This window comes from Flavobacterium sp. (genome assembly GCF_025352425.1).
Lineage (GTDB): Bacteria > Bacteroidota > Bacteroidia > Flavobacteriales > Flavobacteriaceae > Flavobacterium.
The window spans coordinates 1-23465 of record NZ_JANXTI010000093.1 but is presented as its reverse complement, the minus strand read 5'-3'; the positions used below and the strand labels follow the sequence as shown (position 1 = coordinate 23465).

The window sequence follows — 23465 nt, the reverse complement described above, 5'->3', positions numbered from 1 at the left end:
ACTTCTAAAACTCTTAAATAATTTTTAACTATATTTGACATGAATATTGGTTTGTTTTGCGACTTCAAGATACTGAATTTCAGTATCTTGACCAATATTTAATCAATTTATTTTTACTTTAAATAATTACACCCAACGGGTATGATATATATTTTTTATAGTTATAGAATTAAGGTAAATACATAGCGGTAAATTCAGTAGTTATGAATCCGTCTGCAATGGCAAGCACTTCCGAAGGATTTTTAACTACATCAAGTCCAGTGTTAGGATCAACAACATCATCACCCGCAAAATCTTTGGAATTCGGATTTATTAAACTTCTGATAGCAGAAGCATGTCTGGCTTCAACGGAAACAATTTTGCCCGCTAATAATAAGTATTCGGGATTAGTAAGCAACCTTCCTGCGCCATTATAAGCTGCAACTCCTGTATCCTCTAATGCTTTTGCTGTAGCGAGTACTTGTGCACGGCTACTGAAATTTAATGAGCCATAATTAAACGCCAAATCCGGAAGTAACATTCTATCAGGGTTTGGTAACGCTGCGGTTAATGCGGCCTGGAAAAACTCTCTGTGTATTACTTCGTGGTGATACAAATCAGTAAGCACTTGTTGGTCTTCCGCCGTAAAATTTGTCGTAAAACCACTAGAGTTAACAACCCTTGTATAAAAGTCGGCTTCGAGTTGTTCTAATGCGTAGGCATACGTCAGTACTCCTAAATCATTACCACCTAAATCAAAAACACCACCTTTTGGACCGGGGAAATGCCCGTTGCCGTTCCCTTTCTTCATCAAATCAACCTCTTCATCGTTGCTACAACCGGCCAGCAACAAGGTCGTTCCTACGAGCGTAAGTCCGCTCAATTTGAGAAAACTTCTTCGATTGGTAAAAGAGGGATTAGCCTCTTCAATTCTAACTACATTTTTCATAGTCTAATATTTTAATAATTAATAATCGAATAAGCATTTTGTAGTAGTGAAAATAGTTTTGGGGAAAATAATTAACCTAATAATTTAAATACGGAATTTTGATTTGGTTGGTTCTTTAATTTAAAATAAAAAATATTTTAGCTAGGCAATCATATTTTTTTACCAGCAAATTCAAGGCAATCATCTATCTAGTTATAAAATTGAATTTCTAGATATGATTTAATATGTATATTTGTTTTTTATGAAATTCCTTAAATTTTTATACTAATTCTACTTTTGAAAAATAGAATTAAGTTAGAGGTTGGGTTTACATAATTTTTGAGAAACCTATCATAATTCACATATCAATGAAGTCGAAAGCCACACTAAAACAAATTGCAAAGGAATTAGGAGTTTCAGTTTCTACAGTTTCAAAAGCACTGAATGGAAGCCCGGAAATAAGCGAACCTACAAAGCAACGTGTTCAGGAATATGCCAAACTGAAAAATTACAAACCCAACGTTATCGGTTTAAATTTAAAAAACCGAAGAACAAAAACCATTGGTGTTATCATTCCAAATATTTTAAATTCGTTTTTTGCCAAAGTTTTCAGCGGCATCGAAAAAGTAGCGGACGAAAAAGGGTACAAAGTTATTACGTGTATTTCCAACGAATCTTCCGAAAAGGAAATTAACGCTCTGGAAATGTTAAGTAACGGAACGATTGACGGCTTCATACTTTCCATTGCTGAAGAATCGCAAAAAAATCAAAAATTTGATCACTTTACAACAATTATAAATGAGGGCACGCCAATTGTCATGTTTGACCGTATTGCCGATGAAGTAAACTGCGATAAGGTTATAGTCGATGACTTTGAATCAGCATTGAATGCAACCGAGCATTTGCTTAAAACAGGATGTAAAAAAATCGCGTTGCTTTCGTCTATCGATAGCTTGAGCGTGGGTAAATTAAGAGCGCAGGGATTTTATAAAGCACTTCAAAATAATGGTTTAAAAGTGGATGAAAATCTTGTTATTTTAGCGAATGACAATGAAGAATTTAACAAAAGAATCGGCGGCTTTTTTATCAAAAATAAACCTGATGGCGTTTTTGCATTGGACGAACACGCATCCGTAACTGCTTTGAAACTTGGAATTCAGAACAGCTATAAAATACCGCAGGATTTATCACTAATTGGTTTTGCTGATGGTGTTTGGTCGCGAAGAATGACACCAAGTTTGTCAACAGTTAGCCAACACGGACCCGAAATTGGTGAGGTGGCCGCACAACTTTTAATAGATAAACTTGAAAGTTCTGAAGAGACTTTTACTTTTACTACAACAACTATTAAAACTGAATTGCGTCAAAGAGATTCTACGAAGAAGATATACTAAAGATGTAATTGGTTTCGACCAATTTTTTCTTTTCATAAGCAAGTTCAAAAGCCATGGTGTTCTTCAATGCTATGGCTTTTATTTTTTCAATCTCACAGTCTTGTGACAATATCATATAACAATTGCTTGAAGCTAAATAATTGGGTAACTGAATAAACAGTTTTTCAAAATACTCGAAGTTTTCGCCACAAAACCAAGCCTGTTCTTTTGTGTTTTTTGGTTTTTTTGGATAATACGGCGGGTTGATAATGATATAGTCAAAAGTTTGATTTTTCAGGTTGTCAAACAAATCAGAATAAATGATTTTTAGTTGCAGATTATTTTTTAAAGCATTGATTTCCAAAAACGCTAAAGCAATTTTATTGACGTCGGAAGCTGTTACGTTCGCTCCGTTTTTTGCGGCCAAAAGTGAAATAATTCCGCTGCCGCAACCGAGTTCCAAGAAAGTGTTGTTTTTTAAATCTAACTCATTAACAAAATCCAAAAGAATTTTAGTACTCAAAGTTAGTTGTGGCGGAAAAACATCAGGATGCACTTTGATGCAAATATTGTCGTAACAAAATGTTCTCGGTTTCCAATAATACAATCGTAAACCAAGTTTCAAAAAAGGATGGGATATTTTTTTAATTAAACTCCTCATATAACACTATTACTTTTAATGATTTCCCATGCCTCCTGAATCCTTCGCTAAACCAGGTCACCTCACTGTTTTTATTATTCGGAATAGAAACCTTCTATCTCCGGTTGACGGTATTTCCAAAGTTTGTGCAACGCTTTAATTTCATAAGGAAACTGATAAAAACCAGTCTTATAACGCCAACCCGACATTGTTGTCAAAACTGTTTTTCTAAAACCTCGAATCCTAAAATCCGAAACCGTTGGATAATATCCATTCAACACGGTTTCGAAATTTTTAATTGTATCAATCATATAAGGTTTTAGCCAAGGCGTCAAGGGGTTTTTTCGTAAATCGAAGTTTTCCCAGCTTGGCGAAATCCAATCCTCTAAATGTTTCGGAAACGAGAATCCTGCATCCAAAATTTGGTTGTATAATTCTGAACCTTCTGTTGGCACCGGACTGAAAAGGTAAATGATAATCTCCGCATTGGGATTAATCACTTTTATTTCTTTGATGAAATTGATGTCCCACAGAATTTGGTCATAAACTTCTTTCTCCGTTTTGGCGGGCATCCCAAGTACAAAAGACAGCTCCGGAATGATATCGGCATTTTTCATCCGCAGTACAAAATCCTTAATCATTTGTCCGCTTTGCGTTCCGCCTTTATTCATTTGTTTCAGCACGGCATCGTTTCCTGTTTCGGCACCAAGAAAAATCATTTTGCAACCTGCTTTTCGCATGAGTTTCAACTCATCATCGCTGTACATATTAATGGTGTCAATGCGACCTTCGCCCCAATAACTAATGTTGTCATTCATGATAAGTTCTGAAAATTCGAGCACCCGTTTTTTGGAAGTAAAGAAATTATTGTCATGAAATTCAATCGCGTCGATGTTGTATTTTTCTTTAAAATATCTGACATCTTCATAAATTCTGGCGGGTGACATGCCTTTCCATTTGGCATTATAAATAGGAACCACAGCACAGAATGAGCACGAAAACGGGCAACCCATACTCGAATGATAGGATAAGGTTTTATTACCCATAAAAGTCTTCGCCAAATAATTTTTAACAGGATAAAACGAATTCAGATACTCATACGGAAGCTTAGGCAAAGTATCCTGATTGAGTAAAGCTTCAACGGCTGTTTTTATGATTTCTCCGTTTTCGTTTTTGTAAATCAGGTTTTTTATTAAGAAGATTTGGTCTTTTTTATTATTTTCCAAAAAATCAATCAATGAGGGAAATGCCACATCTCCAGGGCCATTAATCACATAATCCACAACGTCTGATTCTAACGAAACTTTATATTGATTGGCAGCGAAGTAACCGCCCCAAACCGTAACTATTTCAGGAAATAAAGTTTTGATTTTTTTGGTAAACGGAATCGCCTGACGCAATTGTGGTCCGGGCATGACGGTAGAACCAAAGTATTTGAACTCACCGGTTTTAAGATAATTTTCTATGGTTTGCCATGCGTTTTTTTCCAAATTGCCATCCACAAAAACATAATCATATTTGCCATAAATTGAGGCTCCAACCTGCAAAATCGAATTTGGGATCCGATGTTTGCCGTTGGCACTTTTTGGGTTGAAAATGATGATTTTATTCATTGTGTTAGGACATTTTTTCTGAATGACAATTTTAACGAAAACCCCGAAAGAGTAATGTCAAAGCCCCAACAAATGTATGAATTTTAAATATTTTTTTTAACTTTGAGTGATGGTTCACACAAATAAAATCAGTTTAATTGATATTTCGGTTTATAACAGAAACATTAAATCCATTCAGGAAGAAATTGATTCTACACCGCACTCTTTGGGTTACCTGAGTTTTTTAAATCCGATTATTCAACCTACTATTGTTCGGTTCGGAGCTGCTTTTGAAGAAGAAGGCAACTATAAACTATATCGTTATTGCGTAAAAGATTTATTACGCTTATACAAATTTTTACATTCGGAAAAACAAGCTATTGTGTTATTTCATGGGTTCTCGTTTCCGATACGGTTTTTGGTTTTGAAAATGATTTTCGGAAGTAAATTTAAATGGATAATTCAGCATCATGCCGGTAATCCTTCGCCAAATATTTTGAAGCAATTAATTCAGAAAATAACGTACCAACAGGCGGATAATTATATGTTTGTTTCTAAAGCTCAGGCACAACCTTTTATAGATGCCGGAATTATAAAATCTGCTGATTTAGTGACTGAAATAATGGAGTGTTCAACGCCATTTAATCTCAAGGGAAAAGGTGCATGCCGCAAAAGTTTAGGACTTTCCAACGACAAATTAATCTTTATTTGGGTTGGCAGCTTGGATCAAAATAAAGATCCGATGTGTTTGCTCAACGCTTTACATTTGTACCACAATAGCGGTAATGATTTTGAACTGTATATGTTTTATAGCGACACCCAATTGTTGTCGGAAATAAAAGAGTTTGTAAATAAATAGCATTCGTATCCTGAATTATTTTTTTGACATGATTAACATCTACACGTCTATCCATGGCATCGATGATTTCCTGGGAACCGCTTTCAGCACCAATCCAAATCCGGAAACATCCCGCTTCTTTCAGTAGGCGCAAAATCTCATCGTTCAACCGCTCCGCGCGTGTGATACATTCAAACCTTATTTGGGCATTTTGCTTTACCACTTCTTCGTGAAAGGCAGTCAGCCATTTGTGGCTAATCGTAAATACATCGTCTACAAACCAAATCGCATCTGGATTGTATTGTTCCTTTAACATCTTCATTTCCGCGGCAACCTGATTGGCCGGCCTTCGTCTATAACTTTGTCCGTAAACCGCGGTACTGCACCATTTGCAAGTATAAGGACAACCACGTTGCGTTGAAATCGTCATCGAACTTTCACCATGATTATTTTTCCAAGTTTCAAGATAATTGTAAATGTTAATGGCTTCCCTGTTTGGCAAAGGCAACTCATCTAATTCCTTGAATTTGGTGCGCGCGCCCGTTTGAACCACCAAATTATTTTCTAAAAAAGCAATACCATTAACATCATGGAAATTACTATTCTCCATAATTGCGTTGTACAATTCAAAAGTAGTTTCTTCGCCTGTGCTTCATCAATAAATACTAACCCCTTTTTAAAGAAAGCTCCATCATATACATTTTGGCTTCTAATGAAAGTTATTCCCTCGCTTTTATAAACTCCCTCTCCACCTTTAGGCGTTGCACCACTTCCTATTTTTGTAGTGATTTCTTGAAGTTTTATAGGAGTTCCATTGATTTTTTCTACAATGTCAGCTATTAATTTATCTAAAGCCTTAATCTCCTTTTTTATTTTTTCTTCATTTTTCTCTAACACTATAATTTCTGAAATTATAATATCTTGAATATCATTTGGCGGAAGAGGTATTTTTATGCTTTTAAAATCGGGCTTTTGCAAGTGTTTTAACCCAACCCCTTTAAAGTAAAATTCATTAATGACTGAAATGATATTTTCAAGAAAGTAAAAAATGAATTTAGTTTTTAAAACTTTTTCATCGGAACTTTTTACAACATAAGTATCTGTTGAATAAGATGCTTTGCCATTAAAAAATTTTACAACTGCATTTCCACCCGTTGAAAGGTAAATATTTTCATTGTCAACCAAAAAGTCATCAAATTTCAGAACACTTTCACCACTAGTGAAAAAATTGTAAATTCCAGTTGAAGTATCCTTTGCCGTACCAACTTGTATTTTAGATTTTGGCTGTTCAAAAAGAATATCCCCAATATTCGTCGTTTGCCATTTACTTACAAATTCAACTTTTTTTTTAACTGAAAGTGAAATGTTTTTTTCAAATATTATACGATCAAACGTAAGCATATCAACCAAATTGTGATAGCTTATATTGTTTTTTAGATTTTCAGGTAACTCCAAATCAAATTTACCTTTAAAGGCTTTATAAATATAAGTACTAGCTTTTTCAAGATTATCAAAAGAATCTACATCATACAGTTGTGTACATTCATCTATTGTTTTACCACTTCTCATTGAACGAATCCCTTCGCTTCCTCTTCGGTTACTAAATTCATAACCTAAAAAGCGTTTTTCCTCATTTTTTTCTCCAGTTTTTAACAACACAATCCTTTGAGGATAAGCAATAATAAAGTACAATAATTTATCTTGCTCTAAAGCAAAGATATTATTCCATTTTTCTTGCTCATTTTTTGCTTTTATTTTTTTATTGTATTCCTTATATATTTCGTGATTTCTAATAACTTCATTTGGCTCTTTTTTTAATAAAGAAACATAGTCGTCAAAGTTTATATCCTCCCAAACATGATTAATATATTTTTGAATGGGTTTTTCAATTCCATTTATAGTAACATCTTGTAAATTGATAAAAACTTTTTTAATTGTTTCTTCAATGTTGAATGCGTCTGCATTATTCTTTCTTCTTAAAAATAAGGTAACAGTATTTGTTCCTGTTGCCATAAAAGTTCCCGAACCTAATTCAGCAATTCCTAAAATATCAAAATATTTTAATAGTATTTCACGAGTTTGTGTATAAATCCCTGAATTTCCTAAAATGCTACTAGGTAAAATGACCCCCGCAACACCTCCATCTTTAAGAAGTTGTTTAGTTCGTTCAATAAATAAGCACTCTATCTCACTACTTTGGTCAGTTAATCTATTATATAAGTCAAATGCTTTTTCTGCTTTTTCCTTTGTAATCATTGACCCTTTAAAGGCTGAAACCGAATACGGCGGATTTGAAATGATAATGTCAAATTGCTTATTGTCTTGTGAATATGTTTTATCTGTTTCCTTTAGTAATACGGCTGGAATGCAGTGAAATGAATGAGAGAGCTTTCAGCGGAATGAAATGGAGCGTTAAGCGAACGAATGACTGTAACGAAATGAAGCGGTATTGAGGATGCATAAGCCCGACCGAACGCAGGAAGAGACCGTGTGAAGATGAGGAACGAACAGCGGAAAAAATAAGGTTGCCAATTTTTGGCTGCCTTATTTTTTTGTCCTGTGAAGTGTCTGTGGAACGGAGGAAGGCACGACCGACTGGAACAGCCAAACGGAACAAAGGGAACGACCGTAGAGAGACCGCTTGATTGCCATTTATACTAAAAAACTACACCATTATTGATGTACTTTTGTTTTTCAAAGGGTAAATGAGCAAAAGTGTCTAATCTCTGACGCAGCGCACCGAGAAACCGAAACTCTTATTGCTGTAGTCCCTGCCGGCAGTGCCGCTGTCGTAACGTAGGTTGCGGGCCCAGGCGGCTGGTGCACTGACCTGTAACGAACTCCACCAGAAACCTTGGTCGCCAGTGGTGTAGAACGCTCCTCCACCGTAGCCGCGGTAACCACCCGGAAGACCTGTAAAACCGCTACTATTGGTAGCGCCTGTGTTAGGGCTTGTCCAGTGTGTTGTGCTTGTTTCTTTCATCTTGCCTCCTGCAACAGTCTCTCCGCCTAAACAAGTGGTTAGGGTAGTCCATTCGGCATCAGAAGGTATATGATAACCAACTGGAGCCAATCCTCTTGGGTCATTCACAGCATACCAGTTGTAAAGTTTTCCGTAAATGGCTCCGTTGGCCGTGTTGTTTAAGTGATAACACCAAGCACCTGTGGTAAGGTTTGTCCATTCCGTTGGGTTGGTAACTTGGGGAATAACGTCCCCATTACGGTATTTTGAAACATTCAAATTGGTTTTGGTCCACGTTTGGTCGCAAATGGTTACTAATTGGTAAATGTTTCCGTCAATATCGGTGGTAGTAGTACATGATGTTGTATTTAGAATAAGTTCATTAGAATACGTTGGTGAATTTCCAACTGAATTGTAAGAATAAATTCTATAAGTGTAAGTTGTACATGGTGTTAAACCTGTATCACTAAAAGTGTTAATATCTGTGGCTGTAGTTCCCACAACAGCATAAGTTCCTGCACCAGTTTTTCGTTCAATTTTAAATCCTGTTTCATTGGTAGAGTTATCTGTCCAAGACAAATTAATTTGAGTTGTGGAAGCAACAACAGTTCCATTTAAATTAGAAGGGGCTATGGGCACAACCGTGGTTGTAGAATTTCCATTTCCATCAGAATTTGTGGAACAACCAGATATCAAAAGGATTGATAGAAATAGGAAGAATAAGTTTTTAGTATTCATAATTTTTGTTTTGGAATTTAACTCAAATATAAGAAATTTATATGAAAGGTGTTAAAAAGCAAAAATGTTATTTAACTGTCGTGGGGTAACTAGGAGAAAATTTAATTAGTGGGGGTTATTGTAGGAAGGGCTCTTATCTCTTACTCACAAAATGAAAAATCAAAAAATAGAAATTTTACAATACTTTACCTTTTTCCATTTTTCCAAAATTGTCAGTAGTATGAAGCCAACTATTTTTAACTAATTCTTTTGGTTTTGTATTGTGCAAAACAGCTTGAATTGATTTTGGGGAATTCAATAAATTGGTATCGAAGAGAGAGACTTCAAAACCATTTTTTCTCAGCAATGAAGCGGCATACAAAGTTCCCAAAGGCGGAAAAGGATTTTTATTTTTCCATTGTTTTGGGTCAAGTTTGTAATAATAGGAATGCGAAAAAAGAATATTAGACATGTTCCCGTTGTAAAACTAAATTATACTTTGACTGAACTTCTTCAAGTTTTATATTCAAAGATAAGATAACTTTTTTTTGGAAGTTCGATGGGTTGTGTTTTGAAACTGTTCTGGTTGTTTTGAGTGCAATTTTGAAATCTTCTTCATTCATGAAATGAAATTTGGATTTCCATTTTTTTAAGGTGATTACTTTAAAAACAGAATCGCTTACACTTCCAATTTTAGTATTGAAAGTAAGTTCAATTAAACGAGAGAAAAAGGTTTTTGGCGTGTCGGAGACAGTATTAATTTGAGGTTCAAACTTAGAAAAATACTCATTTACCCACTTGTTACTATTGTAAAATTGCTCGAAAATAGTCTTGCCATGCATTGGAATTAAAGTTTTTAATTCGGTAGCAGTAAACCTGTTTTTCTCTTCGATTTCCATTTGATTGGATGAAACGAAATAGTTAACACAAAAATATTTTCGAGAATCAAGCAAAAATATTTTTTTGTAAAGCATTAATAATGTTCTGCAAATCCATAATTTATTTGGTTTTGTAATGACAAAGAAATCTATGTCACTTTCTTCGTCATAATACCCTTTTGATAGCGAACCGGAGATTCCCACTGCTTCAACATAGGGAAATTTGGAAATCAATTTAGATTTTTGATACGCTTTTACAAGCGCTTTCTTGGCGCGGAGATTTCCTCGTAGTCTTTTGGTGACTGAATCTAAATCGCTGCCGTATACATAAAATTCATCCACTTTACTGAGAATTTTTTCTGCTATCAGATGTTGCAGCTCATTTTCTGTTTCAGAAAGATGTATATAGTTAGTGTAACTGTGTATTTCTTCAATTTTAAGTGGGTATCTAAAAATAGAAAAATACAAAATTGTCTTTAATGTTTCCAAAGTTATAGCATTTTTTACAGCTGAAAGATAGTAAAATTTCGAAGCGAAAATATTGTTTGATTAGTATGTTTAACCTTTGTTTAACGGATAACATTTTACATTTTTAGTTAAATTAACTTAAATGCCTAATGTGCCTCCAGCCAATCTTTTCCTAAGCCGACTTCTACATCCAAGGGAACCGCCATGATAAAAGCATTTTCCATTTCGTGTTTAATCATAGGTTTGATTTTCTCTAATTCTGAATTGTGTACATCAAAAACCAACTCATCATGTACCTGTAGCAACATTTTTGATTTCCAGTTTTCCGAGGATAACTTTTTATAAATATTAATCATCGCAATTTTGATGATATCTGCAGCCGAACCCTGAATTGGCGCATTGACAGCATTTCGTTCAGCGGCACCACGCACCACAATGTTAGCGGAATTGATATCTTTTAAATAACGACGTCTGCCCAAAACGGTTTGAACATAGCCATTTTCACGGGCAAAATCGACTTGCTGCGACATATAGGATTTTAATTTTGGGTAGGTTGCGTAATAGGCGTCAATTAATTCGGCACTTTCTTTTCTTGATAATGATGTTTGGTTGCTCAATCCAAATGCGGAAACCCCATAAATGATTCCGAAGTTTACAGTTTTTGCATTGCTACGCTGCTCTTTGGTTACGTCTTCCAAAGCAACATTGAATACTTTTGCCGCCGTACTTCTATGAATGTCTTCGTTATTCTGAAACGCCTTTATCATGTTTTCTTCACCCGATAAGGCGGCAATAATCCGGAGTTCTATTTGGGAATAATCCGCAGAGAGCAAAGTGTGATTTTCATCGCGGGCAATAAATGCTTTTCTGATTAATCTTCCCCGTTCGGTACGAATTGGAATATTTTGCAAATTCGGATTGTTTGAACTTAAACGCCCAGTGGCAGCCACAGTCTGCATATAATCGGTGTGGACTCTTTGAGTTTTTTTATCTACTTGATTTGGCAATGCATCGATATATGTGCTTTGCAGTTTGACCATTTGCCGCCACTCCAAAATGTCTTTTACAATGGGATTGTCGTTTGCCAAGTAGGAAAGAACTTCTTCGCCTGTTGCATATTGTCCTGTCTTGGTTTTCTTTTGCTTGGCACCGCCGATTTTTAATTTATCGAATAATACGTCGCCTAGCTGTTTTGGCGAAGCCAGGTTAAATTTCTCGCCAGCAGTTTCGTAGATTTTCTGTTCTAATTCACTACTTTCTTTGGCCATTTCTACAGACATTTTCTTGAGGTAATCTTCATCAAGATTGATGCCTTCCATTTCCATGGCAGCCAATACCGGAATTAATGGAATCTCAATTTCATCAAATAGCTTTTTTGTTTCGGCTTTGTCGAGGATAGGACTGAAAACTTCCTTTAGCTGAAGCGTAACATCGGCATCTTCGGCAGCGTATTCTTTAATTTCTTCTAAGGCAACATCACGCATCGACAGTTGCCCTTTTCCTTTTTTGCCAATCAGGGTTTCAATAGATTTTGGTGAATATTTCAAATACGTTTCCGATAAAACATCCATATTGTGGCGCATATCCGGATTTATCAGGTAATGCGCAATCATCGTATCAAACAGTTGCCCTTTGACTTGGATGCCGTATTTTGACAACACCTTCAAATCGTATTTAACGTTTTGCCCAATCTTTTCGATGGTTTCACTTTCATAAAAGGGTTTAAATTTTTCTACTACAGTTTTGGCTTCTTCAAAATTTTCCGGAACAGGAATATAAAATCCTTTTCCTTTTTCAAAAGAGAATGACAGTCCAACTAAATCAGCATTTAAGGCATCAATGCCGGTTGTCTCGGTATCAAAACTCACTGAAGTTTGGTTCATCAGGTTTTGTAAAAATAATTTTGTGCCCAATTCACCCTGAATGATAGTATAATTATGATCGGTGTTTTCTAAGGTTGCATAATAAGCATTCGGTTTTGGCTCGCCTTCTTCATCTGAAAACCCAAACAAATCAAACTGTTCCTGATTTTTTAATGGTCTTTTTCCTGGTTTTGGACTATCGTTTAACGGGTCAGCATCATTGTTATTAGTTTCAATTTCATCATATTCTTTTCCGGTACCGAAAAACTTATCAAATTGTGCTTTAAGCTGACGGAACTCCAATTCCATGAATAACGCATCAGTTTTTTCCACATCAGGTTTGGTGAGCTCATAATCATTTTCATTAAAGGTCACATCGCAGTCTATTATTATCGTTGCCAGTTTTTTGGATAGCAATCCGAGTTCCTTATTGGCTTCAATTTTGTCTTTTATTGCGCCTTTTAGCAAATGAGTATTCTCTAGTAAATTTTCCATGGAGCCAAATTCTTTCAATAGCTTTTTGGCGGTCACTTCACCAACTCCGGGTAATCCCGGAATATTATCGACTGCGTCGCCCATCATTCCCAGGAAATCTATTACTTGCTCAGGTCGTTCAATTTCAAATCGTTCTAAAACTTCGGGAACACCCCAAATCTCAATTCCGTTGCCTAATCTTGCGGGTTTGTACATGAAAATATTCTCGGAAACCAATTGGGCAAAATCCTTATCAGGAGTAACCATAAAAACCTGGTAGTTTTGCTTTTCTGCCTGTTTTGCAATCGTTCCAATCAAGTCATCCGCTTCACAGCCTTCGCATTCGATAATTGGAATGTGCATTGCTTTTAGAATTTCCTGAATATACGGAACGGCTATCATAATAGCTTCCGGCGTGGCGCTTCTGTTTGCTTTGTATTCGGTATACATTTCGGAACGCACATGGCTTCCACCTTTATCAAAAGCTACCGCTAAATGATCTGGCTTTTCACGTTTGATAACATCCAGCAAGGAGTTCATAAAACCAAGAATTGCGGAAGTATCCATCCCTTTTGAATTGATACGTGGATTTTTTATAAATGCGTAATACCCACGGAAAATTAAAGCATAAGCATCAAGAAGGAAAAGGCGTTTTTGTGACATAATTCAATTATAAGAATGTAAAAATAGGAATTTGAAGCATATCTTTCGGCTAAATGCCAAAGTAAAGTTAAACTTTTTGAAATGGGCATTTCTTCATCTAATCTTAATTTTTGTATTATAGTTTCGCACTGTTAGAAAGAGGAGTGATTGGCATTTTTTAGAGATTGTGGGTGTTAAAAGTCGGTGAAGGGATTTGCCGACTTTTTGATTATATTTACTTTGATTATATCCTGTTTTATGAATGTTTTAATTGTTGAAGATTACAAAGAGCTGGCAACTGAATTGGTAGATTATCTTTCCAAAAACGGTTATTTATGCAAAGCAGTTACTACTTGCGAAGCGGCGGCGGAAGAAATTGAGGTAAACGATTATGATGCCATGTTACTTGATTTAGGGTTGCCCGATGGTAGCGGTTTTGATGTTTTGAAAGCAGTTAGAAAATCAAAATCTAAAATTGCGGTGATTGTTATTACGGCTCGAGGCGAACTGGACGATAAAATCAACGGATTAGAACTCGGCGCCGATGATTATCTCACAAAACCATTTGCTTTGACAGAGCTTGGTGCCAGACTATTTGCTGTGATTAGAAGAATTCACGGATTTACTGCCAATGAATTAAATGTTCACGGATTTAAAATTCAGTTGCAGGATTACAAAGTTAGTTTTGATGAAAATCAAATTTCCCTGACTAAAAAAGAATTTGATATTTTCCAATACTTGTCACTCAATAAAAACAGGGTCATTACACGGCTGCAATTGACCGAACATGTTTGGGGCGATGTTTTGGAAATCAATTCCGATTCCAATTTCATTGATGTTCATGTTCGAAATCTTCGAAAAAAATTAAATACTTTTTCCAAATTAGACTGGTTTGAAACTGTTAGAAATGTGGGTTACAGAATAAACATATAAATGAAAATCAAGCATCAATTAGCGGTTTTTAATTTATTGACAAGATTGTTGATCATTGTTTTGCTTTGGTTTTTACTTCCTGTCTTGGTTAAAAATGTTGTTTATAGCCACATTGACAAAAGTATTTTAGAGAAGAAGCAAAAGTTTATTCAGCATTTGGATAAAGAAGAAATCAACGATTTTATTTCCAGGAAAGATTCGACTGAAACGTATGCCAGTTTTTCGACTCTGCATAATGAATTCCTGCAATTGTACAGTGCAAAAGATAATTTTGTCAAAGATAAAAGTGTTTTTATAAATGAATCGAGAGTGATTGAAGATGAAGAAAGCGATTACCGGGTTTTGTATTATAATTTCACGTATGAAAACACTAATTATGTTTTAGAAATCGGAAATAGTTTAAGTGAGATTAATGAGTTGACTTTTTCCATTCGGTTATTTACCACCATGTTACTTTTTATAATTGTGTTAATTACCTTTTTAGCCGACACTTTTTTTATAGAATATCTTTTGACACCTTTTTATAAAATCATAAATACGAAAATCAGGCACGTTAACGAACCAAATGGTTTTGATTACACCATAATAAAAACGTATTCAACCGATTTTGAAGAATTGGATTCAGTTTTGAATCAGATGATGCTTAGGATAAACGATTTGTTTCAAAAGGAAAAGCAATTCATTGCCAATGTTTCCCACGAATTGCTCACGCCGATTTCGCTTTTGAAAAACAGATTTGAAAATCTGCTTCAAAACGAATCGATAAATAATGAAGGAATTGACAAAATTGCAAGTTCATTACGAACGTTGGATGTGCTGAAAAAAGTAATCAATAATTTGCTGTTGATTTCAAAAATCGACAACAATCAGTTTGCCAATAATGAAGAAATTTCCATTAAAGAAATCATTACCGAAATCCTTGAAGATTTTGAAGACCGAATTGAAGAAAAACAAATCAGCGTTTTAAATGAAGTTATGAGTGAATTTGTCTTTTTAGGAAACAGAACGTTAATTCGGATTATGATTGCTAATTTGATTTCCAATGCAATCAAATATAATGTTACAAAAGGGAAAGTCATTTTAAAAACCAATTTCTCGGGGAGCCAATTCCTTTTAAGCATCACTGACACCGGAAAAGGAATGACCGAATCCCAGCAAGTCTCAATTTTTGAACGCTTTACCAGAATAGCAATTGAGCAGGAAGGTCAAGGTTTGGGTTTGGCGATTGTTGACAGCATTGCCAAATTCCATCATATAGAGGTAAAAGCCGATTCCAAAATCGGCATTGGAACAACATTCAAGATTCAGTTTCCCTGAAGTCACAAAGAAAAGTTAAACTTTTCTCCTCCGGACATAACTTCATTTTATCTTCATTTCACCGATGTAATTTTGATGTATAAAATAACAAAGTGTTATTTATTAATTCAAAATTTTAGGAATCATGAGAAAAGTATTGATGTTAGCATTGCTTGTTTTAGGAACAGCATCTTTCGCAAGTGTAAAACCAATTGCAGTAAAAGGAAAAGCAGCAAAAGAAATTTCGGTTAGAAAACACAGAAAAGCCATTAGAAAAGCAAAACGAATTGAGGCTGCAAAAGCGCAAACTCCGGTAGCCAAAAAATAACTCCAAGTTAAATTTCAACGTTTGTGAGAGTGACTTGAAATTGTAAAAGGTTAGTTATTAATTCCTGAAAAGCTGATAATTTTTATCGGCTTTTTTGTTTCGTAAAATATGTAAATGCTTAAAACAATGTTAAATTTCATAAACTGCATAAATCTTCATCTCATCTTCATTTAGCAGAAATACATTTGTCTTATAAAAATAACAAAAACGTTATTTAATTAATTTAAAAATATAATCATGAAAAAAGTATTGATGTTGGCAGTTTTAGTTTTAGGAACAACTGCAATGGTAAACGCTCAAACTGCACCGGCTAAAGATGCAAAAGCGGCCCCGGCTAAAGAAGTGAAAGCCACTAAAAAAGCCATCAAAAAAGCTGCTCCGGCTAAAAAAGTAGAAGCTACACCAGCTGCTGCACCAGCAAAAAAATAACAAAAAACTTTTGGGACAAAGTAGTTAAAGCAAAATGTTATTGATTGAAAAGGCCGATGGATTTTTCCATTGGTCTTTTTATTTATGTCATAGTTAAAATTTATCCAAAAGCAAAAATCAGAACAACTTTCTTTGTTAATTTGCTAAAAATTTAAAAATGGCTTTTCGGTTTATTCTTCTTTTCGTAATCATAGCCGTAGTTGAACTTTATGCGTTTCAGGCTATAAAAACGCTTACTAAATCCAAATTGATTTTGATTGCCTATGTGGTAATTTCTGTTGCAGCAATAGTATTTATTACCTATGAGATTATGAAGTTTGACAGAAGTGTTGGGCAAACCAAAACGACTTTAATAACTTTAGGATTACTGCTTTTGGTTTTACTGCCAAAAATCGTATTGACATTTGTAATGTTGCTCGAAGATGTTATGCGGATTTTGATGGGAACTGTCACTCATTTCATGGGTCACAATTCAGATAGTTTTTTACCCCAAAGAAGAAAATTTGTTAGTCAGGTTGCGCTTGGCTTGGCTGCGGTTCCATTTCTTTCTTTGATTTATGGAATGACAATTGGCAAATACAATTTCAAAGTAATCCGACAAACTTTATTCTTTCCGGATTTACCCGATGCATTTGATGGTTTTAAAATCACTCAAATTTCAGATATACATAGCGGTAGTTTTGATAACGAAGAAAAAATACGGCATGCTATTGATTTGATCAACGAACAGGAAGCAGACTTGTTATTGTTTACCGGCGATATTGTAAATGCCAAAGCAGATGAAATGCATCCGTGGATTGACATTTTTAACGGAATAAAAAAATACGAACACGGGAAATATTCCATTTTAGGGAATCATGATTACGGTGCTTATTTAGATTGGAAATCAGAAAAAGCAAAAGCCGATAATTTTGATGCAATCAAAGATTTGCACCGTCAGATTGATTTTAAATTGCTGTTGAATGAAAACGTTAAAATCAAAAAAGGAACTGATGAGATTGCCTTGATTGGTGTCGAAAATTGGGGAAAACACTTTGGCGAATTTGGCGACATCCACAAAGCTTCGGAAAATTTAGCTTCAGAAGATTTTAAAATTCTGATGAGCCACGACCCGAGTCATTGGGAATATATAGTAAAAAGCCATCCGAAAAACATTCAGTTAACCCTTTCCGGACACACCCACGGAATGCAATTTGGAATAGAAATTCCGGGTTATTTTAAATGGAGCCTCGCGCAATATATGTACAAACAATGGGCAGGTTTGTATGAAGAATTTGGGAGGTACATATATGTAAACCGCGGTTTCGGGTTTCATGCGTATCCCGGTCGGGTTGGAATAATGCCCGAGATAACTGTATTTGAACTAAAAAAAGGCGAAAAAGTAGCATAATTAGTTAAAAATGCTACATTTGTGCTTTAGGATTTTTTTTGAGCTATAAAAAGAATTAAAAATATTTTGGTTTTATGTCAAAATTTGGAGAATTAATCAATGCACAAGTTCCCGTATTAATTGACTTTTATACAGAGTGGAACGAATCTTCAGTCTCTATGCATCCGGTCATCCGTGATGTTGCCGCTGCGCTTGGCGATAGGGCAAAAGTGATAAAAATTGATGTAGATAAAAATCAGGAATTGGCCGATGCGCTTCGTATCAAAGGATTACCAACCCTGATGATTTACAAAGAAGGTCAAATGGTTTGGAGACAATCAGGAGAATTGGATGCCAATACTATCATAGGACTTGTTCAGGAACAGCTTTAATCAATTTTTTCACAAACAAATCCTTTTTCTTTAAGGAATGCTAAGGTTTTAGGCAAAACATACCGTAGGTTTTGTTCCGCTTTTAGGCTGTCATGAAAAACGATGATGCTTCCGCTTTCGACATTCTTTAGAACATTTTCCAGGCATTTTTCCGGAGTAATGGTTTGGTCAAAATCATAACTCAACACATCCCACATTATTATTTTATAACCCAATTTTCGTAAAACCCGGGATTGGGAAGGTTTGATTTTGCCGTATGGAGGCCTGAATAGCGCTTTACCCTTTTCCTGTTTCTTACTTCTTGCTTCTTGCTTCTCTATGATTAAGGAACATTTCCTCGTATTTTTAACATACTCATCAGTACTGGTTTCCCAACCTTTTAAGTGATTGATGGTATGGTTTCCAATGGCATGATTGTCTTGAATTAATTTTTGGAAAATTTCCGAATGTTTTTCAATGTTGTTTCCAATGCAGAAGAAAGTGGCTTTGGCATCGTACTTTTTTAGCTGTTCCAATGTCCATTCGGTAATTTCCGGAGTTGGACCATCGTCAAAAGTTAGGAATACTTTATTCTCATTATTTGGAATATCCCAAATGTAATTCGGAAAAATCCGTTTGACGAAACGATTTGTTTTTATCCAGAAACTCATGTTTAAATATAAAAAAAATGTGCTAATAAGTATAATCAAATTAGCACATCTTCAATTTTCTAAATTTTTAAATTGAACTATTCCAACTCCCTTCCAAAACGGGTAAATCGTTGTACGAAAGAATTAAAAGTTGGTTTGTTTTTGTTGTAAAACGTTACGTCACCTTGGTCTTTCATTACGATTAATAAACTTCTGTAACGTTCAATATCCGTAATAATATCAGAGGCAATACCATTCTGGATTGATGGCTGAATATTTGAATAATAGGTTAAACTTTGTTTGTATTTGGTCATTAATCGTTCTAATAATTCTCTGGCTTTGGCTTTTTCACCGAGTTTGTAATACCCGCTCGCAAATGGTTCCACCATAGTGTAATAACCATAAAAATCCATTGGCATTTTGCTTAAAGTAAGATCGATAATTTTTTTGGCCTTGGCTGTTTTGCCTTCGTTGATTAATTGTTCCATTAATCGAGCCATGTTGGTTCGGTACGAAATACTGTTTTTACGGGTTTCAGGATCGTGATAGATAGTAGTTAAGTCACCATTGCCCCAACTCCATTTCAAGACCAAATCATACATTTTATCACTATCAATATCGCCCATATCATACGGATTTTCTTTGTCGATAGGCGTTTTTATAGGCACTAATTTATAAACCAATCCGTCCAATTGAAGATAGTCTTTCATCCAAAGATAATCGTCATCGCCAAAGCTTCCGCCAGTAAAATATATTGGACGTTTCCAATCGTTATTGGCCAAAACATCCAAAGCCATTAAACGGTTTTTGTACATGGCACTACCTTTAACATCTAAATCAATGTATGGTACTATCGAATCATAATATTTGCTGTCAACGACTTTATTCTTGATAATGTTGTTCTTATCAATAGGGATTCGGATTTTATTGGTTGGATAAAAATGAATGGTTTGTCCGTTTGACATTTCAACCGTTGACTTTGGATTTTTAATAAAAGCGATAAAATCTTTTATGTTCCAACGCGCCTCCGTTTTTGGAATATGAGCCACGTAATCTAATTTATCCCCAACATATTCGCTGTGTTTAAATGAAATTGGCAAGCCATCGGATTTATAGGTTTTAAATTTCATTTGGTCGATATACCAATCGGTCATGAACAATTGCGTATTCACAATTTTAATGTCAGTCCGAATGCCTTCAATTTCCTGAGCATACCAAAGCGGGAAAGTGTCATTATCACCAATGGTATACAGAATGGCATTTTGATCACAGGATTCGAGATAATTCTTTGCCATGGCAAGTGCCGTATATTTTTGGGCACGGCTATGATCATCCCAGTTTTGAGATGCCATCAAGATTGGCGCAGCCAAAAGACATGAAGCAATCACTATTGGCCCAACTAATGTTGAATTTACTTTCTCGGCTATCATTTCATATATTGCGTAAACGCCAAAACCAATCCAAATAGCAAAAACATAGAACGAACCAACCAATGCGTAATCCCGTTCCCTAGGTTCAAAAGGTCTTTCGTTAAGGAATATTTTTAAGGCAATACTGGTGAAGAGAAATAATGCCAAGAGCACATAAAAACTTTTCAAATCCTTTTGCGCATGATACATTAACCCAATTAACCCGATTAAGAAAGGAAAGAAAAAATAAACATTTCTACCTTTATTGTTTTTAACATCATCGGGTAGATTTTGCTGTGTTCCTTTGCCAAGGTGAATTTCATCAATAAAATTTATTCCGCTTAACCAATTGCCATCAAGATTATCATATTTCCCCTGAACGTCATTTTGTCTTCCAACAAAATTCCAGAGCAAATACCTGCCATACATATAGCCAAATTGGTATTCGACCATGAAACTAAAATTGTCCCAGGCAGAAGGCTTTTCTACGGTTATGTAATCGCCGTATTTTTTTAGGAACGAAACATAATCTTCGTTGTCAATTTTTTTGTGAGCATAGGCAGATTTAAATTCAGAAACCGTTTTGCTCATTTCGTCTTTTAACTGACCCGCCGCCATGGCAACCTGCTCTTCGCTTAAACTATCAATGTTAACACCATATTGTGCCAAGTCATCTTCGTAAGGGTAATTTTGATTTAATTCCACCTTTGGAACTCCGGTAAACTGAATATAATTGTCAACGTGGTCCGTACTCCAAAGTCGTGGAAGAATTGCCTTTTGAGCGTTGTCGCTATTTTGTTCGGCATTTTTGTAATTGTTTACAATGACATATTTCCCGGTTCTATAATCTCTTTCATAATTCGGTGCTTTGTCTAAATAAGGTTCGTCCTTGTCTAAACCGGCAAAAGTATCCGTGTATTGCGGACCATAAAATAATGGGTTTACGCCATATTGTTCCCTGTTATAATACGCTAAAACTTCGGCGGCATCGGAAGGTTTGTTTTCATTGATAACTACATTGGCATTGGCACGGATTGGCAACATCATCCATATAGAAAAACCAATAAGGACAAAAAGAACGCATAATAACCCTGTGTTATAAAATGGATGGCCTTTTTCACGAGTGTATTTTAATCCGAAATAGAAGAAGGCAACAATCAACAGTAACGCGAATATGGTTCCCGAATTGAACGGCAATCCAATGCTGTTGACCATAAAGATTTCCATTTTCCCAAAGAATGCTAATGTATATGGCAACAATAATTTGAATATGAATAATAAGATTGCTACAATAATAATGTTGGCGATGATAAAATTCTTAATGGTAATGGTTTTGAAATTTTTAAAATAATACAAAAACCCAATTGCAGGAATGGTTAATAATGCCATAAAATGCACACCAAACGAAAGTCCTACCAGTAATGAAATTAACAACAACCAACGGTTTCCTCTTGGCGTATGCATGTCTTGTTCCCAACGCAATCCCAGCCAAAAGAGCAATGCAATAAACAACGACGCCATAGCATATACTTCGGCTTCGACCGCACTTGACCAAAAGCTATCAGAAAAAGTAAAGGCTAAAGAACCAACAAATGAACTTCCAAGAATAACGATTGCTTTATTTTTGTCAATTTCAGTGTATTGAGAAATAATTTTTTTCAATAATATTGTGGATGACCAAAACATAAATAAGATGGTGAAAGCACTTGAAAATACCGACAGCATATTTACCATTAAGGCTACCGTTTCTTTATTGAAGGCAAACATGGCAAAGAAAGCGCCAAGAATCTGAAATAAAGGGGCACCTGGCGGATGACCAACTTCCAGTTTAGCAGCTGTTGAGATATATTCGCCGCAATCCCAAAAACTCATGGTAGGTTCAACGGTCAGCGAATAAGTGATTAAGGCAATGGCAAATGTTGTCCATCCAAGGATGGTATTCCATTTATTGAAGTTAAAATTCATCATACAGATGTGAAATGAAGGTTTTATTTAATGCTACAAAGAAACTATTTTTTTTAACGCAAGTAAACGCGCATTAATAAAATTTTCTTTGAATGGGATAACGGGTTAATCTCAAGTTTATTGTGATTCATATTGGATGGGTTTTGGGACAGGTTTTTAATTTTTATGTTTATTTATTTGTGTAAAATAAATTTTGTGCTAAATTTGCACTCGCGTTAAACAAAAATTGGTCTATGGTGTAATGGTAACACAACTGTTTTTGGTGCAGTCTTTCTAGGTTCGAGTCCTAGTAGACCAACAAAAAAATCCTCTCAATTTTGAGAGGATTTTTTTGGTTTATAAACTTTAACAATATTATATTTTGAAAGTAACTACAGGACGCAACGAATGATTTACTAAGTCTTCGCTAATGCTACCGTTAAAAAAGTGAGAAAGTCCTTTTCTTCCATGTGTGCACACCCCAATCAAATCAGCATTAATATGGTCGGCAAAATGCAATATGCCGCTTTCAACATTCACATCATTGTATATATTGAGCGAAAATTTATTGATGGTGAAATTAGAAACAAAATTTTTCATAATTTTTTCAGCCACAGGAGTAGGTTTAAAAGTGCTAGGGGTGTTAATCAGGACTAATTCTAATTCAGCCCCAAATTTGTTAGCAAACTCCACTACTTTGCCAAAAGGATTTTTTATTTCGTCAGCGAAGTCGGAAGCAAAAACAAACTTATCTACATTAAATTCCCCAACCTCTTTTTTAATAATTAAAACGGGTGCCGGTGAATGACGGACAACTTTTTCTGCATTTGAACCAATAAACATTTCTTTAAATCCGCTTGCTCCATGTGAACCCATTACAATTAAATCAATGTCATTTTTTTCGCTAACTTTAAGTATTCCCTCGAAAGCCAATTCAAATTGGATAATTTCAGACACTTTTAATCCTTCCAAACATTCATCGTCCATTAAATCTTCAAGTCGGTTAATCGCAGAATTTTTAAAAAGCATTATCTCCGGTAAATCATGCCCGCTTCCAATAGCATCCCCAGCTTGGTGAGGTAATTCTAACATGTGTAATAATATGATTTCACCACCATTTTTTCGGGCAATTTGCGCCGCAATTTTTAGAGCGTAGTAAGCATGATTTGAAAAGTCTGTAGGCACTAAGATTTTTTTCATAATAAAAAGTAAGTTTTGGATTGTAAATAATAACACATTAAAGATAACCCGTTGGGTGTAATTATTTGAAGTAAAATAAATTGATTAGATATTAGTCAAGATACTGAAATTCAGTATCTTGATGTCGCCAAACAAACCAATATCTATGTCAAATATAGTAAAAAATTATTTTAGAGTTTTAGA

At 35.2% G+C, this 23465-nt stretch carries 20 protein-coding genes and 1 tRNA gene; 9 read left to right on the top strand and 12 right to left on the bottom strand.

Translation table 11 applies throughout. The features are described from left to right. Positions 1 to 169: 169 nt before the first annotated feature. Positions 170 to 928, bottom strand: a complete 759-nt coding sequence (locus Q0Q99_RS11595) for a ferritin-like domain-containing protein (RefSeq protein WP_293896024.1) — start codon at positions 926 to 928, stop codon at positions 170 to 172. A 347-nt stretch (positions 929 to 1275) separates the two neighbouring features. Between Q0Q99_RS11595 and Q0Q99_RS11590 the strand changes: the two genes are divergently transcribed. Further along, positions 1276 to 2301, top strand: coding sequence for a LacI family DNA-binding transcriptional regulator (locus Q0Q99_RS11590; protein ID WP_293896021.1), 1026 nt, complete (start codon positions 1276 to 1278; stop codon positions 2299 to 2301). On the opposite strand, the gene Q0Q99_RS11585 is transcribed toward Q0Q99_RS11590, so the two are convergent. Further along, positions 2282 to 2941 (bottom strand): methyltransferase, encoded by a 660-nt coding sequence (locus tag Q0Q99_RS11585; RefSeq protein WP_293896018.1) that lies wholly within the window; start codon positions 2939 to 2941, stop codon positions 2282 to 2284. The genes Q0Q99_RS11590 and Q0Q99_RS11585 overlap by 20 nt on opposite strands. 74 nt (positions 2942 to 3015) lie before the next feature. Then, positions 3016 to 4533, bottom strand: coding sequence for a radical SAM protein (locus Q0Q99_RS11580; protein WP_293896016.1), 1518 nt, complete (start codon positions 4531 to 4533; stop codon positions 3016 to 3018). 109 nt (positions 4534 to 4642) lie between these two features. On the opposite strand from Q0Q99_RS11580, the gene Q0Q99_RS11575 reads away from it, so the two are divergent. Next, positions 4643 to 5371, top strand: coding sequence for a hypothetical protein (locus tag Q0Q99_RS11575; RefSeq protein ID WP_293896014.1), 729 nt, complete (start codon positions 4643 to 4645; stop codon positions 5369 to 5371). Here the strand turns inward: Q0Q99_RS11575 and Q0Q99_RS11570 are convergent. From Q0Q99_RS11570 to polA, 6 genes are all read right to left on the bottom strand, one after another. Next, the gene (locus tag Q0Q99_RS11570; RefSeq protein WP_293896011.1) at positions 5265 to 5960 is read right to left on the bottom strand and encodes a radical SAM protein; all 696 of its coding nucleotides are present in this window, start codon (positions 5958 to 5960) and stop codon (positions 5265 to 5267) included. The genes Q0Q99_RS11575 and Q0Q99_RS11570 overlap by 107 nt on opposite strands. After that, positions 5915 to 7717, bottom strand: a complete 1803-nt coding sequence (locus Q0Q99_RS11565) for a restriction endonuclease subunit S (RefSeq protein ID WP_293896030.1) — start codon at positions 7715 to 7717, stop codon at positions 5915 to 5917. Before Q0Q99_RS11565 ends, Q0Q99_RS11570 begins: the two co-directional genes overlap by 46 nt. Positions 7718 to 8069: 352 nt before the next feature. Beyond that, positions 8070 to 9050: an FISUMP domain-containing protein gene (locus Q0Q99_RS11560; RefSeq protein ID WP_293896008.1), complete on the bottom strand. Its 981-nt coding sequence runs from the start codon at positions 9048 to 9050 to the stop codon at positions 8070 to 8072. Positions 9051 to 9225: 175 nt separating this feature from the next. After that, positions 9226 to 9501: a hypothetical protein gene (locus tag Q0Q99_RS11555; protein WP_293896005.1), complete on the bottom strand. Its 276-nt coding sequence runs from the start codon at positions 9499 to 9501 to the stop codon at positions 9226 to 9228. After that, on the bottom strand, positions 9494 to 10396 hold the full coding sequence (locus Q0Q99_RS11550; protein ID WP_293896004.1) for a nucleotidyltransferase domain-containing protein: 903 nt from the start codon (positions 10394 to 10396) through the stop codon (positions 9494 to 9496). Before Q0Q99_RS11550 ends, Q0Q99_RS11555 begins: the two co-directional genes overlap by 8 nt. A gap of 125 nt (positions 10397 to 10521) precedes the next feature. Continuing rightward, positions 10522 to 13377, bottom strand: coding sequence for a DNA polymerase I (polA, locus tag Q0Q99_RS11545; RefSeq protein WP_293896027.1), 2856 nt, complete (start codon positions 13375 to 13377; stop codon positions 10522 to 10524). 234 nt (positions 13378 to 13611) lie between these two features. Here polA and Q0Q99_RS11540 point away from each other — a divergent pair, with 234 nt between their 5' ends. From Q0Q99_RS11540 to Q0Q99_RS11515, 6 genes are all read left to right on the top strand, one after another. Next, positions 13612 to 14286: a response regulator transcription factor gene (locus Q0Q99_RS11540; protein WP_293896003.1), complete on the top strand. Its 675-nt coding sequence runs from the start codon at positions 13612 to 13614 to the stop codon at positions 14284 to 14286. Continuing rightward, the gene (locus Q0Q99_RS11535) at positions 14287 to 15603 is read left to right on the top strand and encodes a HAMP domain-containing sensor histidine kinase (RefSeq protein ID WP_293896001.1); all 1317 of its coding nucleotides are present in this window, start codon (positions 14287 to 14289) and stop codon (positions 15601 to 15603) included. A gap of 124 nt (positions 15604 to 15727) precedes the next feature. Beyond that, complete coding sequence (locus tag Q0Q99_RS11530; protein WP_293895998.1) at positions 15728 to 15910, top strand: hypothetical protein; 183 nt, start codon at positions 15728 to 15730, stop codon at positions 15908 to 15910. A gap of 237 nt (positions 15911 to 16147) precedes the next feature. Further along, a complete protein-coding gene (locus Q0Q99_RS11525; protein ID WP_293895995.1) occupies positions 16148 to 16339 on the top strand; it encodes a hypothetical protein in 192 nt (63 codons plus the stop codon). Positions 16340 to 16496: 157 nt separating this feature from the next. Continuing rightward, positions 16497 to 17729, top strand: a complete 1233-nt coding sequence (locus Q0Q99_RS11520) for a metallophosphoesterase (protein WP_293895993.1) — start codon at positions 16497 to 16499, stop codon at positions 17727 to 17729. A gap of 74 nt (positions 17730 to 17803) precedes the next feature. Continuing rightward, positions 17804 to 18100, top strand: a complete 297-nt coding sequence (locus Q0Q99_RS11515; protein ID WP_136150834.1) for a co-chaperone YbbN — start codon at positions 17804 to 17806, stop codon at positions 18098 to 18100. Here Q0Q99_RS11515 and Q0Q99_RS11510 read toward each other — a convergent pair. Both Q0Q99_RS11510 and Q0Q99_RS11505 read right to left on the bottom strand, forming a co-directional pair. After that, positions 18097 to 18750, bottom strand: a complete 654-nt coding sequence (locus tag Q0Q99_RS11510) for a polysaccharide deacetylase family protein (RefSeq protein ID WP_293895987.1) — start codon at positions 18748 to 18750, stop codon at positions 18097 to 18099. The genes Q0Q99_RS11515 and Q0Q99_RS11510 overlap by 4 nt on opposite strands. 77 nt (positions 18751 to 18827) lie before the next feature. Beyond that, positions 18828 to 22106 (bottom strand): DUF2723 domain-containing protein, encoded by a 3279-nt coding sequence (locus Q0Q99_RS11505; protein ID WP_293895984.1) that lies wholly within the window; start codon positions 22104 to 22106, stop codon positions 18828 to 18830. Between the two features lie 224 nt (positions 22107 to 22330). Here Q0Q99_RS11505 and Q0Q99_RS11500 point away from each other — a divergent pair. Next, positions 22331 to 22401, top strand: a tRNA-Gln gene (locus Q0Q99_RS11500). Positions 22402 to 22457: 56 nt separating this feature from the next. Here the strand turns inward: Q0Q99_RS11500 and Q0Q99_RS11495 are convergent. After that, complete coding sequence (locus Q0Q99_RS11495) at positions 22458 to 23282, bottom strand: universal stress protein (RefSeq protein WP_293895981.1); 825 nt, start codon at positions 23280 to 23282, stop codon at positions 22458 to 22460. Positions 23283 to 23465 lie beyond the last annotated feature (183 nt).